15 protein-coding genes are annotated in these 15539 nt (G+C 39.6%); 12 read left to right on the top strand and 3 right to left on the bottom strand.

What is annotated here, in order from left to right; genetic code table 11:
* Positions 1-31: 31 nt before the first annotated feature.
* On the bottom strand, positions 32-871 hold the full coding sequence (locus EKM93_RS09795) for a MurR/RpiR family transcriptional regulator (protein WP_125715415.1): 840 nt from the start codon (positions 869-871) through the stop codon (positions 32-34).
* Between the two features lie 153 nt (positions 872-1024).
* On the opposite strand from EKM93_RS09795, the gene EKM93_RS09800 reads away from it, so the two are divergent.
* The 5 genes from EKM93_RS09800 to EKM93_RS09820 all read left to right on the top strand — a co-directional run bounded on the left by EKM93_RS09800 (position 1025) and on the right by EKM93_RS09820 (position 6304).
* On the top strand, positions 1025-2293 hold the full coding sequence (locus EKM93_RS09800; protein ID WP_125715416.1) for a carboxylate--amine ligase: 1269 nt from the start codon (positions 1025-1027) through the stop codon (positions 2291-2293).
* A 30-nt stretch (positions 2294-2323) separates the two neighbouring features.
* Positions 2324-2788, top strand: coding sequence for a universal stress protein (locus tag EKM93_RS09805; protein ID WP_125715417.1), 465 nt, complete (start codon positions 2324-2326; stop codon positions 2786-2788).
* 90 nt (positions 2789-2878) lie between these two features.
* Positions 2879-4777, top strand: coding sequence for a M13 family metallopeptidase (locus EKM93_RS09810; protein WP_191988495.1), 1899 nt, complete (start codon positions 2879-2881; stop codon positions 4775-4777).
* A 143-nt stretch (positions 4778-4920) separates the two neighbouring features.
* Positions 4921-5346: a PTS sugar transporter subunit IIA gene (locus EKM93_RS09815; protein WP_125715419.1), complete on the top strand. Its 426-nt coding sequence runs from the start codon at positions 4921-4923 to the stop codon at positions 5344-5346.
* 19 nt (positions 5347-5365) lie between these two features.
* Positions 5366-6304, top strand: coding sequence for a LacI family DNA-binding transcriptional regulator (locus EKM93_RS09820; RefSeq protein WP_125715420.1), 939 nt, complete (start codon positions 5366-5368; stop codon positions 6302-6304).
* A gap of 400 nt (positions 6305-6704) precedes the next feature.
* Here the strand turns inward: EKM93_RS09820 and EKM93_RS09825 are convergent, their stop codons facing one another.
* Positions 6705-7322, bottom strand: a complete 618-nt coding sequence (locus EKM93_RS09825; protein ID WP_125715421.1) for a DPBB and LysM peptidoglycan-binding domain-containing protein — start codon at positions 7320-7322, stop codon at positions 6705-6707.
* A gap of 530 nt (positions 7323-7852) precedes the next feature.
* On the opposite strand from EKM93_RS09825, the gene EKM93_RS09830 reads away from it, so the two are divergent.
* The 3 genes from EKM93_RS09830 to EKM93_RS09840 all read left to right on the top strand — a co-directional run bounded on the left by EKM93_RS09830 (position 7853) and on the right by EKM93_RS09840 (position 10801).
* Entirely contained in the window at positions 7853-8509 is a 657-nt protein-coding gene (locus tag EKM93_RS09830; protein ID WP_125715422.1) for a histidine phosphatase family protein, read from the top strand.
* A gap of 493 nt (positions 8510-9002) precedes the next feature.
* On the top strand, positions 9003-10274 hold the full coding sequence (locus tag EKM93_RS09835) for an MFS transporter (RefSeq protein ID WP_125715423.1): 1272 nt from the start codon (positions 9003-9005) through the stop codon (positions 10272-10274).
* 236 nt (positions 10275-10510) lie between these two features.
* Positions 10511-10801: a hypothetical protein gene (locus EKM93_RS09840; protein WP_125715424.1), complete on the top strand. Its 291-nt coding sequence runs from the start codon at positions 10511-10513 to the stop codon at positions 10799-10801.
* A 63-nt stretch (positions 10802-10864) separates the two neighbouring features.
* Here EKM93_RS09840 and EKM93_RS09845 read toward each other — a convergent pair whose 3' ends face one another.
* A complete protein-coding gene (locus EKM93_RS09845; RefSeq protein WP_125715425.1) occupies positions 10865-11722 on the bottom strand; it encodes a serine hydrolase in 858 nt (285 codons plus the stop codon).
* 252 nt (positions 11723-11974) lie between these two features.
* Here EKM93_RS09845 and EKM93_RS09850 point away from each other — a divergent pair, with 252 nt between their 5' ends.
* From EKM93_RS09850 to EKM93_RS09865, 4 genes are all read left to right on the top strand, one after another.
* Complete coding sequence (locus EKM93_RS09850) at positions 11975-13888, top strand: heavy metal translocating P-type ATPase (protein WP_125715426.1); 1914 nt, start codon at positions 11975-11977, stop codon at positions 13886-13888.
* 103 nt (positions 13889-13991) lie between these two features.
* The gene (locus EKM93_RS09855; protein ID WP_125715427.1) at positions 13992-14219 is read left to right on the top strand and encodes a heavy-metal-associated domain-containing protein; all 228 of its coding nucleotides are present in this window, start codon (positions 13992-13994) and stop codon (positions 14217-14219) included.
* A gap of 2 nt (positions 14220-14221) precedes the next feature.
* Positions 14222-14752: a ferritin-like domain-containing protein gene (locus EKM93_RS09860; protein WP_125715428.1), complete on the top strand. Its 531-nt coding sequence runs from the start codon at positions 14222-14224 to the stop codon at positions 14750-14752.
* Between the two features lie 21 nt (positions 14753-14773).
* Positions 14774-15472 carry a Crp/Fnr family transcriptional regulator gene (locus EKM93_RS09865; protein ID WP_125715429.1) on the top strand — a complete coding sequence of 233 codons (699 nt, stop codon included), beginning with the start codon at positions 14774-14776 and terminating at the stop codon, positions 15470-15472.
* Positions 15473-15539: the final 67 nt, after the last annotated feature.

A 15539-nucleotide genomic window follows, 5' to 3' on the forward strand; every position in this document is an offset into this window, starting at 1 on the left:
TACACAGGGGGCCTTGGCTTTTTTGTCGGCGTTAATGGCGTGTTTTTTTGATTTGCTGCTGAATTTCTTGGAATAATAAAGCTGTTTTCTCATCGGTATTCACCGCACTCACCATAAATAAAGTATCCATCAGACTCATTTGAGCAATGAGCGCATGCAATGCTTCGGTGCGGTAGCGGGATTCTTCGGCTACGGAAACAAAATACACATCTGCCAATCGGGCCAGTCGAGAGGTTGGCACGCTGGTGATTACAATCAGCGGCACGTGATGTTTGTGGGCGGTGTTGGCCAATGTTAAAGCATCCCGATCTTCGCCGGATTGAGAAATAATAATTGCCACATCTTTTGAAGAGAGATGGGTAATGCTCATCAGCTGCATATGATAATCGGCGGCATAGAGCACATTAATCGCTGTTTTTAAAAATTTGTGATAACCGTCTAAAGCCACAATATTACTGGCACCTAAACCATAAATGCCTAAACGCTGACATTGGATAATCAATTTGACCGCCGTTTTTAATTCATCACTATCTAAATTAATCGCGGTCATTTTTAAAGCCTCTATATTAGACGTAAACATCTTTTGGGCCATGGCTAAGGTGGAATCGTTAAGATCGATTTCTTCAAATAACTTCACCGGATTTTCCGGATCTTGGGTTAAGGCCACCCGCATACTTTGGAAATTCGTGTAACCTAGTTTTTTAGCAAACCGGGAAATTGTAGCGATTGAAATACCTGTTTTTTCACTGAGTTTGGAAATAGATAGGCGACTGGCTTCGGCTTGATTTTTAGTCAAATAGTCGGCTAAATCTAATTCACGGATGCTGAGTTTATCATGATAGATTTGCAATTGTAGTTGAAAATTAGGCATAGTTATAACCTCGATATGTAAAATTTCTACTATTAGTATAGCATTTCTAATTTTTGAGCTGAAATGCGTTTTTCGTGAATTTTAGGAATATGTTATAATTTGAGACGTGGAACTTAATAAATATTGAAAATTGAATAAGAATAGTGGAGAGTTATGAAACAAAATTTAGAATTTACACCTATTTTATTAGGCAGTGATATTAATGCCTACGGGATGGCCCGTTCTTTTTATGAAGCTTATGGTAAGCGCGTCAAAGCTTTTGCGGCAGTCCCTCTCGCGCCAACACGGTATTCAAAAATCATTGATTTGGAATTTCATAATGGTTTTGAAGAAGATCCCGTATTTATCAATGTTATGACCGAAGTTGCCAAGCGCTATGCGGACCACCAAGAACCCGTCATCTTAATTGCGATGGGGGATGGCTATGCGGAACTTATCGCCAAGCACAAAGATTTTTTAGAAAAAACATTTGTCTGCCCGTATATTGATTATGATTTATTGCGGCAGCTCAACAACAAAGAAAACTTTTATAAAGTCTGTGAACAGTATAATCTGCCTTATCCAAAGACAAAGGTGATTAGTAAGACAATGTACACAACAAAGACAGACTTGGATGTCCCATTTGAATTTCCAGTGGCCTTAAAGCCAGCGAACAGTGTGGAATGGTTAGACATTCATTTTGAAGGCCGTAAGAAAGCCTTTATTATCCATGATCAAGCCGAATATGATGAAGTGGTCACTAAAATTTATGAAAATGGCTATAATTCTGACTTGATTTTGCAAGATTATATTCCTGGGGATGATTCCAACATGCGGGTGCTGAATGCCTATGTGGATCAGAACCATCAAGTTAAGATGATGTGTTTGGGCCATCCGTTGCTGGAAGATCCAACACCCGCCGCCATTGGTAATTATGTGGCGATTTTGCCAGAATTTAATCAAGAATTATACGATATGGTGCAGAAATTTTTAGAAGACATCAATTATACCGGTTTTGCGAATTTTGATATGAAATATGATCGCCGGGATAAGACGTTTAAGATTTTTGAAATTAATTTGCGCCAAGGTCGCAGTAGTTTCTTCGTGACTTTGAATGGGTATAATTTAGCCAGCTATTTAGTAGACGACTATGTAACCCATACTTTAAGCGATCGAGCAACGGTTTATGGGAACCAAAATAAGGCCAAACACATGCTTTGGCTAGGGGTACCGACGAAAGTGTTTAAACGTTATGTTGCAGATAATGCTTACAAGCAAGAAGCTTTGGAATTAATTGATACCAATCGTTATGGCACCACTGTTTTCTACAAAAAAGATATGTCTTTAAAACGTTGGGTACTGTTGAAATACATGTTCCACAACTATGTGCCACGGTATAAAGAATATTTTGTTGAAAATAAAGGGCAAAATGACGAACAATAGTTGTTATAATGAATATAGGGGTGAAATGTAATGGCAGATTTAGAAAATTTTGAAGTACAGATTCATAGATATGAACGGGTGTTAGTGGCCGTTGATAGTGATGATTTTGGTTCTTCTCGGCCTGCATTTGAATACGCTTGTACCATGGCTAAGATGTTCCATTTACCATTAGGGATCGTTTCTATTTTAGAAACCGGGGATTTGAATATTTTCCAAACATTATCCCGGGACGTGTTGAGCAATCAACGGACAGCGGTAGCCCACTTATTGGAAACTTATGTGGAAAAAGCTAAAAACTTCGGCGTACTGGAAGTTGCACCTTATTTAAGCGAAGGTAAGCCTGGCCGGACAATTGTTGATTCAATTATTCCAATGTTTAAACCGGACTTATTAGTAGTTGGTTCTGAGCGTAAAAATAACCCGAATGATATTGGGTCACAAGCTTCTTACATGGTGCGTTATGCCCCATGTTCTGTAATTGTGGTCCGGTCATAATCATTATTAAACAAATAACCTTAGGCGAGTTGAGGCTGAACGTAAGTTTTGCGCAACACGCCTATTTTTTCAACTAAAGGAGACATGACAATGGAGAATAATACAGCTTATCGTAATGACTTATATGAAGCGGTTAACGGGCAATGGGCTAAAACGGCTGTCATTCCAGATGATAAAGCAACAACCGGCGGCTTTGCGGATTTAGCTGATGATGTGGAAAAAAAGTTAATGGCAGATTTGGCTGCTTTTGAAGCAGGTACGAAGACTTATGACAATCCTTTAATGGCTGAAGTTGTGAAATTATACCGACTGGCTAAAGATTTTGACCGGCGGGATCAAGAAGGTTACCAACCAATTCAAGGCGAATTGGATCGGGTCCAAGCCTTAGAAGGTTATTTGGATTTGGCCCAACAATTACCAGATTGGTATAAAGATTTGCCAACGCCATTTGGGTTGCAAGTTGATGCAGATATGAAAGATACTGCCAAAAATGTAGTTTATGCGTTTGCGCCAAGTTTGTATTTGCCAGACAAACCTTACTATGAAGCGGATAACGAAAATGGTCAGCAGTTATTGGCAGTTTTTGAACAGATGAGCTTGAAGCTGTTGCAAATGGTTGGTTTATCTGAAACGACAGCTCAAACCACCTTAAAACAGGCTTTGGCCTTTGATCGCAGTCTCGTACCTTATGTTAAAAGTGCCGAAGATTGGGCAGATTATACGAGCATGTACAATCCGGTTGACTTTGCCACCTTTAGCCACTATAGTGCGCAATTAGATTTAGGGCAGTTAGTGACGACTTTAATTCAGGCAACCCCTGAAGCGGTCATTGTCGCAGAACCGAATTTTTATCAAAATATTGATGCAATTTTGACAGATGAAAATTTTGAAAACCTTAAGAGCTGGCTGTATCTAGGGGTTATTCTCGGCAGTGCCGGTAGTTTATCTGAAGATTTTCGGCAAACTGGTGGTATTTATCACCGGGCACTTTCTGGTAGTAAAGTGGCAATGTCTCAGACAAAAGCAGCTTATTACACAGCCACCAATCGGTTTAGCCAAGTGGTCGGGGATTATTATGGCAAAACTTATTTTGGTCCGGAAGCCCGGGCAGATGTGACTCAGATGGTGACAACGATGATTGCGGTTTATAAACGACGGTTGGCTCAAAATGATTGGTTGAGTGCCGATACAAAAGAAAAAGCCATTGTCAAACTGGATAAAATCGTGATTAAAGTCGGTTATCCTGAAAAAATTAAAGCGATTTATCAAAAATTTCATATTGATGAACATAAATCGTTATACGAAAATTTAGAAAACTTAAGCCGTCTTGTTTTAGAAGATAATTTGGATCGCTTCAATCGGCCAGTGGATCGAACGGAGTGGGGGATGCCGGCGCAAATGGTGAATGCCATGTACGATCCTTCTAAAAATGACATTACTTTCCCAGCAGCCATTTTGCAGGCGCCATTTTATAGTTTAAAACAGACAGCTAGTGAGAACTATGGTGGGATTGGCGCCGTGATTGCCCACGAAATTTCTCATGCCTTTGATAATAATGGGGCGAAGTTTGATGAATATGGGAATTTAAATAATTGGTGGACGGAAGCAGATTATGCCAAGTTTAAGCAGCTGACCCAAGCGACGATTGATCAGTTTGATGGCTTGCCATTTGCCGGGGGTAAAGTTAACGGTAAATTAGTCGTCTCTGAAAATGTTGCCGATGCCGGCGGCTTAAGTTGTGCGCTGGAAGCAACCAAACAAACAGCAGATCCAGATTTGCGGGCCTTTTTCATCAACTGGGCTCGAATTTGGCGGATGGCGGCGACAACGCAATATCAACAGTTACGGTTAGCGACGGATGTTCATGCGCCTAATGTGCTGCGGGCAAATGTACAGCCTAAAAATCTAGAAGAATTCTATGATACATTCGGTGTTGTTGCCGGGGATGGCATGTATTTGGCACCAAAAGACCGGGTTAAAATCTGGTAATATTTACAGTGGTAGCCAAGGTTTGCGACCAATTCCGTAACGAATTAAAAATTAATTTTAAAATAAGCTTGACCTAAAACCCGTTTCAGAATTTATACTAGGGCTGCAGTTAAATAACAGCACATATAAGGAGGAAACGGATTATGTTTTTAGTCACACAATTAATTAATAATCGACAGGATTATGAACGCAATGAAGTGCAGGTGTTGTGTCAATTGGCGCAATCCGTCGCCGAACAGCTACAAGTACCCGTCCAAGGCTTAAAAAGTGATTTGTTAGCGAGTGAAGCTTATCAAGCCAGTACGATCGGTGGCCAGGCAGTTTTACCTAAAATTTGTACCACCGCAGTGCAGCAGCCCACGATTTTTGCTTATACATTTACGCAACCAGTACCTTGGCGTTCAGGACAAACTTGGCATTTAGTAACAAGTGCTATTATTTTGGCGACGCCAGATACACAGCAGGCCACTTCAGTGCTTGATGTTTTCCGGCAAGCCTTCAGTCATGAGGAATTTACAAAGCGGCCGATCAATAGCGGTCTCAATACAACGAATTTACAGTTTGGTTAAACAAAAGGACAGGGATAGCATGGCGAACATACAAGAAATTGCGGACTATACCGGCTTTTCAAAGTCAACGGTTTCGCGGGTATTAAACCAAAAAAATTATGTGGCTCCAAGAACGCGGGATTTGATTGAAGCCGCAATTGTGAAGCTGGACTACGTACCCAATGCAATGGCGCAAGGGTTAAGTATGGGCCAGATGCACAATATCGGTGTCGTTTTACCGCATAATGAGCATCCCTATTACACGCAATTGATTAATGGAATCATGGCGGCAGCTTTTGCAGCCAACTATCGTATTATGTTACTGCCCTCTAACTATGAAGCTAAAGTGGAGTTAGCTTATTTACAGCAATTACGGCGTAAAGTATTTGACAGTATGATTTTTACCTCTCATGAAATTAGCCGGCAGACACTAATGACTTATCAAAAGTATGGCCCAATTGTTGTCTGTCAAGATCCGGGGTGTTTACCGATCGCTGCGGCTTATACCGCTCGAGTACCGAGCTATGTGGCGGCCTTTGAATGGATCAAAGCCCAAGGGTATCAGCATATTAGTTTATTAGCGACGCGAGCCAGCAACGTTAGCGCAACAAGTAAAACAACCTTTCAAGCTTATGAACAAGTTTTTCATCAAGCGCCAGAGCCCACATTAATTCGGACCGGCATTCGTAAGCAACAAGATGGCTATGCTGCTGCCGCTTATTTCGTCACCCAAAAACGACCACTGGATTTTATTTTTGCCAATGCAGATGACGTTGCCGCTGGTGCCCGTCAATATTACTTGGAGCATGATCTACCCGTTCCCGCCATGATGGGGCAAGAGAATCAATTATCCAGCCAATTATTAAATATGGCCACCATTGACCATCACCTATATGAAGTTGGAGAAAATGCCGCAAAATTGGCGATCTCAGGTGCCGTTCGCCAGTTTAGAGTTGAATCAGAGTTTATTGTAAGATAGAGCCATGAAGCAATACGGGTTAAGTTTAAAATAAGCTTGCATTTAACTTCTAAGTTAGACCTACCAGTATAAAAACACAGTAAAAAGGCTGAGTCAGTACACGCTGTAGTGTGTGGGACGCAGCCTTTTTAAAGGCACAAAAATAGGCTAGTGTAATCTAGGACCACACTAGCCAGTTGTAACGAACACAACTTAAAATAAATAAAAATTTCAATTCACATAGTAGCTATCTGGCTATTATGATCGAGGTCGTCTAAACCATCGATACAAGTACTTTACCTGCTCGTTTAGTATAACAAAGCCAATAGTACAACGCAATAACAAAGCGTCAAATTAAAACACTACAAAAAAACAGCCCTCTCAGAGTAAAAGGACTGCTTTTATCTATATATTTATCTAATTAGCTTAAAACTTGAACAGTTGCTGTTGTAATACCATAACTTGGAATAGAGCTGCTTGGCATTGCAACGTCTAATTGTTGTGGGTTACTGTAAGCAAATGTACCTGTATCATTTACAGTACGATCTAAAACAGTACCGTCAGCTAAAGTGATGCGTAAACGTGTGCCTTTAGGGAAGACAGAAAGGTTTGCAGCAACACCGCTATAGCCCATGTTTGAGCCTAAAACAGCTGGATCATAAAAAGAGATCTTGTAAGTTCCGGCAGTTGTTGCAGAACTTGTTGCTGTCGTCGTACTTGTTTGTGTTGCAGTAGCTGTTGTTTGTGCTTGTGTTGTATCCGTTGTTGTCGTTGTTTGTTGGGCAGTACCGTTAACAGAGACAGTTTCACCAGGGTAGATCAAATCATAACCGCCAATTTCACGACCATTTAATTGTTCTAAAGCAGACACACTCATGCCATAGTTACCAGCAATGCTCATATAAGTATCGCCAGCTTCGACAGTAACAGTACCATTACCGTTATCAACAGCGGCATCGGCCTTATCTGGAGCAAACGCTACAGCAGACATTGCTAAGGCGCCAGCGAAGAATAAACCAACAAGTGCATTTTTTTTCATTATATAAAAAACTCCTTTATCTTTGAGAAATTTCATCGAGTGAAAAAATTTCTACATCCTACGAGTCAAAATTAATTTTTGTGACTCAATATCTTTAACACGAGGATTAGAATAACCTGTTTATATTGCAGTTATGTGTCAGGAGCTTTAACGTTTAAAGACAGAAAACAAATTTCTGTCACAAATAGTAATTAATTTCAAAAAAAGTTTTTGGTAAAGGTCGTCATGGTGCCTTTTGAAAACGATTTTCGAAATGTTACAAAACGGGATTATTTTTCAGTAAAAAAAATCAAAAACTTGTCGAAATTAACGCAAAAAATAGATTTTTAATCCCAAAAATTTAAAAAATCATGAAATTAATGCAAAAATTAAGCAATTTAATAGCCATGAATTTAGACAAAATTGGCAAAATGTGATGATAACGTTCTTTTAAAGTAGAAATGAAAATAAGTTTTATTTCCGATAAAAGATAATTTTGATCGCTATGCTATGATAGAAGTAATTGGAAATTAATGGATTGGAGCAGATAAATGACAATTTTTTATTTTGTACGGCACGGTGAGACTCGGATTAATCATGAGGCACGCTTTAACGGTGGCAATGTGGACTCCCCTTTAACCCCGCAAGGCATTTTAGGGGCGCAAAGAACCGGTAATCTATTAAAACGAGTAACTTTTGATCAGATGGTTGCTTCTTCTTTACCCCGTGCTCAGCGTACGGCGCGTATCATTTTAAAACGAAATTTAAACTGTTATCCCGAAGAATTGGTGTTAGATCATCGTTTGCGGGAGATTGACTTAGGGGATTGGGATGGGCAAAAAATTGATTCTGTTTTGGCGCATCCCCAATATCAAGCTTATTTTAAGCAGCCCGAAAAATTTGATGCCCAAGCGATTCATGCTGAAGATTTCCAGCATTTATTAGCCCGGGCAAATGCGGCCATTACCCCTTATATTCAGCCAGAAGCCAACAAAGTGCTCGTCGTTAGCCACGGCTCATTATTATTATTTTTGATTCATCAGCTAACCGGCGGTTCAATCGCTACTGTCCGCAAACAAAAAATGCTGGCTAATTCCAGCGTCACCGTTTTACAGTCCACAACCACCGGGCCTTTTGAGACATTGGGCTTAAATATTACTGCGGACAATATTCAACAACGGCCAGAATTAGCGCCACTTTTTTCATAGTTTTATAAAAAGGGCATAAAAAAAGTATGTATTTTGGGGGAATACATACTTTGTTTAGGGGAGAATAAGCAAATCAGTCTAGGGTAATCTATTCAAATAAACGATGGGAGGAAGATTTATTTGAATGCATCATATGTTATAAAACGGGGTGATGTATTGGTTCGCCAGCAAGTTTTAATTGAAAATCAAGAAACAATTAAAGCTTGTCCAATACTTGAATCATGCAAGATGATTCAGACCACGGTTCGATGCTAAGATTATCCAGTGATTGTATAAATATTTAGGGAAATCGATGAATACTCCCCTTGACCCTTAGTATACAGATAAGTGCTTAGAAGACAAAAGAAAAAGCCTTGGCAATTCGAAATTTTATTTTGAGCCGCTGCAGACTTTTTCTTTTTTGAATTTAATTAAAAAAGTGCTTTCATTATCACTTCATTTTTGGTAAAATGTGAAATTGCGCAAAATTTTATGAAGTGAGGTGCTTTCTTTTATGAATGAAACACAATTCAAATTTCCCCACTGGCGTCAGAACATTTATCTATTCTTAACAAGTCAATTTTTAACCGGCATCACGAGTATGGTGGTACAGTACGCAATTATTTGGTATTTAACCAAAGAAACAGGTTCAGCCACAATTTTGAGTATGGCGACCTTATTAGGGATGCTGCCAATGGTATTGCTGAGCCCATTTGTTGGCCCGGTAGTTGATCGTTGGCCTAAAAAACTACTATTAATAGTACCCGATATTGTGGCTGCACTTTTTGCCATTTTATTATCAATTGCCGGAACATTAGCAGATCAGTTTCCACTATGGTTGGTTTTTGTATCCTTAACAGTTCGTTCCATTGCCCAGACTTTTCAAATGCCTACGGTACAGTCCATTGTGCCCACGATGGTGCCTGAGTCACAAATTACACGGATCAATGGGCAATTAGGTATGGTACAGTCAGCCAATATGCTGATTGCGCCAGCGCTAGGTGCATTTTTATTCACCATCATTCCCATTAATTTTTTGATTTTAATTGATGTATTGGGCGCTATTATTGGAATTACGCTCTTAATATTTGTCCGAATTCCTAAGGTTAGTACCACTGGCGAAACAGTGCATGTTTTGACCGATGTGAAGTTTGGCTTTAAAAAACTGATTGGTAATAAAGGCCTGTGGTATATGACCCTGATTGGCACGGCGTTTACTTTAATTTTCATGCCCGCAGCAAGTTTGTATCCTTTGATGACGATGAATTATTTCCATGGAACTGTGGGTCAAGCGGGACTAGTTGAAGTAATTTATTCCGCAGGGATGCTTGCTGGCGGTACGGTTATCGGCTTGTTCGGTAATTGGCGGGACCGCATGCGGCCGATCTTTTTTGCTTATCTTACAATTGGTATAACGATTGGGCTCAGTGGTTTTTTACCAGGCAATCAAAAAAGTTTCATCTGGTTTGTTATTTTGAATCTAATCGCTGGTTTTGGCACGCCATTCTTTAGTACTTTATTGATGGCGATGATTCAGCAAAGTTATCCACCAGAACAACTAGGCCGGGTTTTGGGCGTCTTGAATTCTTTGATGAGTATTTCTGGCCCGGTTGGCTTAATTTTTGTTGGGCCGCTAGCTGATAAAATTGGGGTTGCGGCGATCTTTGTAATTGCAGGGGTCGGCACTTTAATCTGTGGCTTGGTGACTTTCTTAATTCCGCAAACGCGGCGTTACGATCAAACCTTACAACAGCAGCTGTCAAAACAGACTGCAGATTTGGATTAAATTAGGATAAAAAAATAGCACACGCTTGGGGGACGTGTGCTAAATTGGGAGGAAGAAAATGAAAAATTATCTTATTACTAATTGGGGTTGTCAAACAATTAATCTTTTTGGGAGGAAGGATTAATTCATTTGATATATCTATCATAACCAGATTATGTGAAAAAAATATGAAGAAGAATATATGAAACTGTCAAGAAATGGTAGAATAATAATGAACGATTATATGAGGTGATAGTATGTTTACAGTAGAACTACGGGTTCGTAATCACGCAGACGCGGGTACGCAAAAGGTGACTATTGACGATCCTAAAGCCTATGCGGCATTGATTGATAAAATTAATCAAGCCTTCCCGGATATTGTGGAAGATTATAACTTGTTAATGGCGACTACGCCGTCTATTAGTTTGGATTTATATGGCGGACAAACCAATATTGCGCAAAATGGGACCCCGATAGACGTGGGTCAGTTGAAGGTTTGGCCATATACGCCAGAACTGTTAGCCTTAATTCAAGAAAATCTACAGTAGACTTGTTTCTGAATCGCAAAAAACCGATTTACAAAGTGAACGTACTTTGTAAATCGGCTTTTTTTAGTTACTGCCTAAAGTTTCGGCGGTGGCTTTGGCCAGCTGCTCGATTAAGGTTTCACCACTGGCTAAGGTAGTATTACCGTAAGTGTAAACTGCGATAGTATAGCCTTTATTGTTAGCGCCAACGTGGCCGATGCTATCAACAATCCAACGACTATCAGAATCCGTGCGCCAGCCATTTTTAAGTTGGTAGGTGGTACTGCCGGCAGAGATACCCCAGTTTTGATCACGAGATACATCCCCCATCAAAGTTTTGATATAGTTACGCGAAGTGCTGGAAATATAACTAGAACTATAAAAGACATTGTTTAATAGTTTTAATTGATCCGTGGCCGTGGTGACGGTTAACCCCCAACCATTGCTAGAGGACGTATCAGTCATGCCAAGGGCTTCAAAAACAGCATTTAAACCATCAAAACCGCCGATCTCATTAAAGAGGGTGGTTGCCGCATCGTTATCACTATTTTTGATCATTTTTTCAGCTAAGGCTTTTTCATTACTGCTTAAGGTTGTCCCGTTTTGTTCATGCATATGCAGCAAACCTGCAAGAATGGCGACTTTAACAGTACTAGCCGTGGTGAATGTGCCTTGTTTATTATTGGTTAAAGTATAGGTTTGATTGCTGCTTTTATCATAGACCGCAATTTGAACAGCACTATCGGTTTGGTTTAAGATTTTTTGCCATTTAGCCAGCAGTGCTTTTTTAGTGGCGGCATTGGTTTTAGTAGTACTGTTGGCCGCTTGAACGGTTTGAGCTTGCGTAGCATAAGCGAAGCTGGAACTGAGGACAAAGAGGATTGTTAAGGTTAAAATTAACCCGTGTTTGATGATTTTCTTTAATCGGTGATGTTTTCTCATAAGCGTTAAAACCCTTTCTTGTATGTAGTATAAGTCAGCTACTATGTTTGAATAACTAGATCATAACGTCAGCGTTTAAAGATTCTATGAAGAAAAATTATGTTTTTGGCATGCAAAATGTATATTTTATGGCGGTAATTTTATTTTCTTGATCAGCGTCAATTATTTCTAACCCCGGTCTCACTATAATAAGAATTGTTGAAAGATAAAGATAACGTTATTAAGACATAAAAGACACAGGAGGTCATCTTCATGAAATTACAACAGTTTATTGCCAAGCATAGTCAGCACATTTTATACGGCACCGCCGGGTTTACCGCAATTGGGTTATTATTCGATTACGCATTTCATATTGAAATTATTGGTTTGATTGCCTTAATCATTGCTTCAATCATTGGGGTTTTCCCAATTGCCGTTAAAGCGATCAGTGCATTAAGATACAAAATCGTTTCAATTGAGTTATTAGTAACAATCGCAGTTATCGGGGCTTTTGCCATTCAAGAATTCCACGAATCTGCAATTGTAACGTTCCTATTCTTATTAGGGGACTATTTAGAAAAGAAAACATTAGCAAAAACAAGACAATCCATCAAAGACTTAACAGCGATGGCACCAACTACCGCCCAAGTTAAACAAGCAGATGGGACAGTAGCAACCGTTGATGTTGATGATTTGGACAAAGGGGATATTGTGTTAACCCATGTTGGGGATCAAATTCCTGTAGATGGCCACATCACTAGCGGTCAAGGTTATGTTAATGAAGCTGCAATCACCGGGGAATCAGAACTCGTTGCCAAAAAAGCTGGCGATAGCGTTTATTCAGGGACCATATTAGAAGATGGCGATTTAACGATCACCACAGATCAAGTCGGGGATATGACAACTTTTGGTAAAATTATCGAATTAGTTGAAGAAGCTCAAGATAGTAAATCATCTGCCGAAAAATTTATTGACCGGTTTGCGAAATACTATACCCCCGCTGTTTTAGTGTTAGGTATTTTGACTTATATCATTACTCGAGATTTGAACTTAGCCATTACGCTGCTAGTGCTTGGTTGCCCAGGTGCTTTAGTAATCGGGGCACCGGTTTCAAACGTAGCCGGAATTGGGAATGGCGCAAAAAATGGTATTTTGATTAAAGGCGGCGAAGTTACCGCACAAATGTCCAAAGTAGATACGATGGTTTTTGATAAAACTGGGACGTTGACTGTTGGGAAACCAGAAGTTGCCACAGTGGCTTACTTTAATGGGCAGACGCCAGATGATCTGAGCGCTTATTTAACGAAGGTTCAAGAAATTGAACAAAACAGTAATCACCCCTTAGCAAAAGCTGTCGTCACTTATTTGAAGGCACAAGGGGTTCCAGCTGATCAAGAAGCTGCGCCACAAGTAACTACAATTAAAGGTAGAGGTCTTTATAGTGAAGACGAAGATTTATTAATTGGGAATTTAGCGTTAATGACAGATCACAATGTGCAAATTTCAGCAGCTGATAAAGCTAAGGTTGAAGCTATTCAGCATCAAGGACGTTCTATTGTCGCTGTCGCTGCTGCCGGCGCCTTGCAAGTGGTCTTTGGGATCAGTGATGTTTTACGGCCAAATGTCAAAGCAACCTTAAGTAGTCTACGGCAGGCCGGAGTCAAACGGTTAGTCATGTTAACGGGGGATAATGAACAAAGCGCCCAAGCAATGGCCCAAGGTTTAGGATTTGACGAAATTCATGCCCAATTATTACCAAATGAAAAACTAGATTGGTTAGAAAAGTATCAACAACAAGGACTACACGTTGCCTTTGTCGGTGATGGGATTAATGATAGCCCAGCTTTAGCTAAGGCTGATGTCGGTGTTGCCATGGGCAGTGGGACAGATGTGGCTATTGAAACAGCTGATTTAACTTTGATGAATTCTAAATTTGAAAGTTTGTACAAAGCTTATGTGTTAAGCCGTAAAACAAATGCCAATACGACTGAAAATATCGTGATTGCTTTAGCGGTCGTTGCACTGTTATTGAGTGGTTTATTGTTTGGTCTTGTGGATATGGCCACTGGGATGTTTGTCCATGAAGCTAGTATTTTAGTCGTCATCTTCAATGCTATGCGGTTATTACGGATGCACCAACGTTCAGCCGTTAATAAAGAAAATCATCAAGTTATTTACGAAAAATAATAAAACTTGATCACGATCAATTATTTTTCAAAACAAACTAGTTACTATAGAAGTATAGAAAAGCAAAACAAATTAATATAAATATTTCAAGGAGGTCATTATTATGGCTAAAGTTACATTAAAATTAGGAGAATTAACCTGCCCATCATGTTTAACAAAGATCGAACAAGGTTTGAAACAAACAGACGGTGTTGAAAGCGTCAAAGTTTTATTCAATGCTGGTAAAGTCAAAGCAGATTATGATGCTAGTGTCACAACGCCAGAAGCTTTGGCAGATGTGATTACCGGTTTAGGTTATGAAGTTAAAAGTACAAAAGCAGTGGAGGCATAATTATGACAGAACAAACAGTAGCCGCATTATATCAAGCAGAACAAGTTCAAAGTGATACCGATCACCATACTCCAACGGCCGGCGCCATGATTGGCCATGTTTTATCAAACTTGAAATTTCAAGAGTTTAAATTAGAACAGTATTGGTGGTATGCTAAAGCTAACAACGATTTATTCCAACAATTGGCTGAAGCCAATCATCAAGCCTATTTAAAAGTAATTTCTAAGATGTTGGATGCTCAAGAAATCGTGCCAACAACCGTTCAAGAGATGTTAGATTATAAATTTTTAGATGAAGGCGGTCAAAATAAGTATTTTGACACGGAAACGATGTTAAAAGATACTGTTTTGGATTACAATAAAGCCAATATGTTTGTCACTCGAGCTATTAAGTTAGCTGAAAAAGAAGAAAATTATCCGTTAGCACAAGCAATGATTGACTTGCTGAGCTATCATCAACATGCGATCCGTTTGTTAGAAAATAAATTAGGCTATCATGTAGATCCAGATGCAGATGAGGATGATGAAGATTAATCAATAAAGGAGTTTGGTGTTATGGCAAAAGAAACGGTCTTTCAAGTTACAGCGCATCATGATACGGATCATGTTTGTGCGGAGATTGTCCCAATATTTTCACATTTGGTGCATGAAGAACTGTTGGAGATTTCAAAACTGATTCATCATCAATCATTTAAAAAGGGCAATTTAGTCAGAACACCAGACGATCAGGAATTGGTTATCTTAAATCAAGGCAATTTAAAAATCTATCAACTCAGTGCCAGCGGTAAAGAGCAATTACTACGGGTCATGGGCCCTGGTGATTTTGAAGGTGAAGCCGCATTGTTTGGTGTTAAAACGCCAGATACTTACATTCAGGCGTTAACCGACAGCAGTGCGTGTGTCATCTATAAAGCAGATTTTCAACAATTACTATTGGATTATCCGACTATTGGCTTAAAGCTCTTAGAAGAGTCTGCTGGAAAAATTGCCGCCTTAGAAAAACAAGCTGCTTTTTTAAGCACTGACTCGATCCAAAGCCGTTTGGCCAGCTATTTATTGGATTTGGCAGAAGCGAATGAAACCACAGCCGTTGAAATCCCCATGAAGATGAAGGAGTTAGCGAACTTTATTGGAACAACCCCCGAAACGTTATCTCGGACATTAAAAAAAATGGCAAAGCTAAATATTTTAACTTACCAACGAAAACAGGTTCAAATATTAGATGAGGATAAATTGGAAGATTTGATATCGTAATCTAGAAAATGAGCCAACACGTCGTTACTGCGGAAACTAAAACGATGCGTAATTTGTAGCTATGTAA

The sequence above is a fragment of the Agrilactobacillus yilanensis genome (assembly GCF_003946725.1).
Lineage (GTDB): Bacteria > Bacillota > Bacilli > Lactobacillales > Lactobacillaceae > Agrilactobacillus > Agrilactobacillus yilanensis.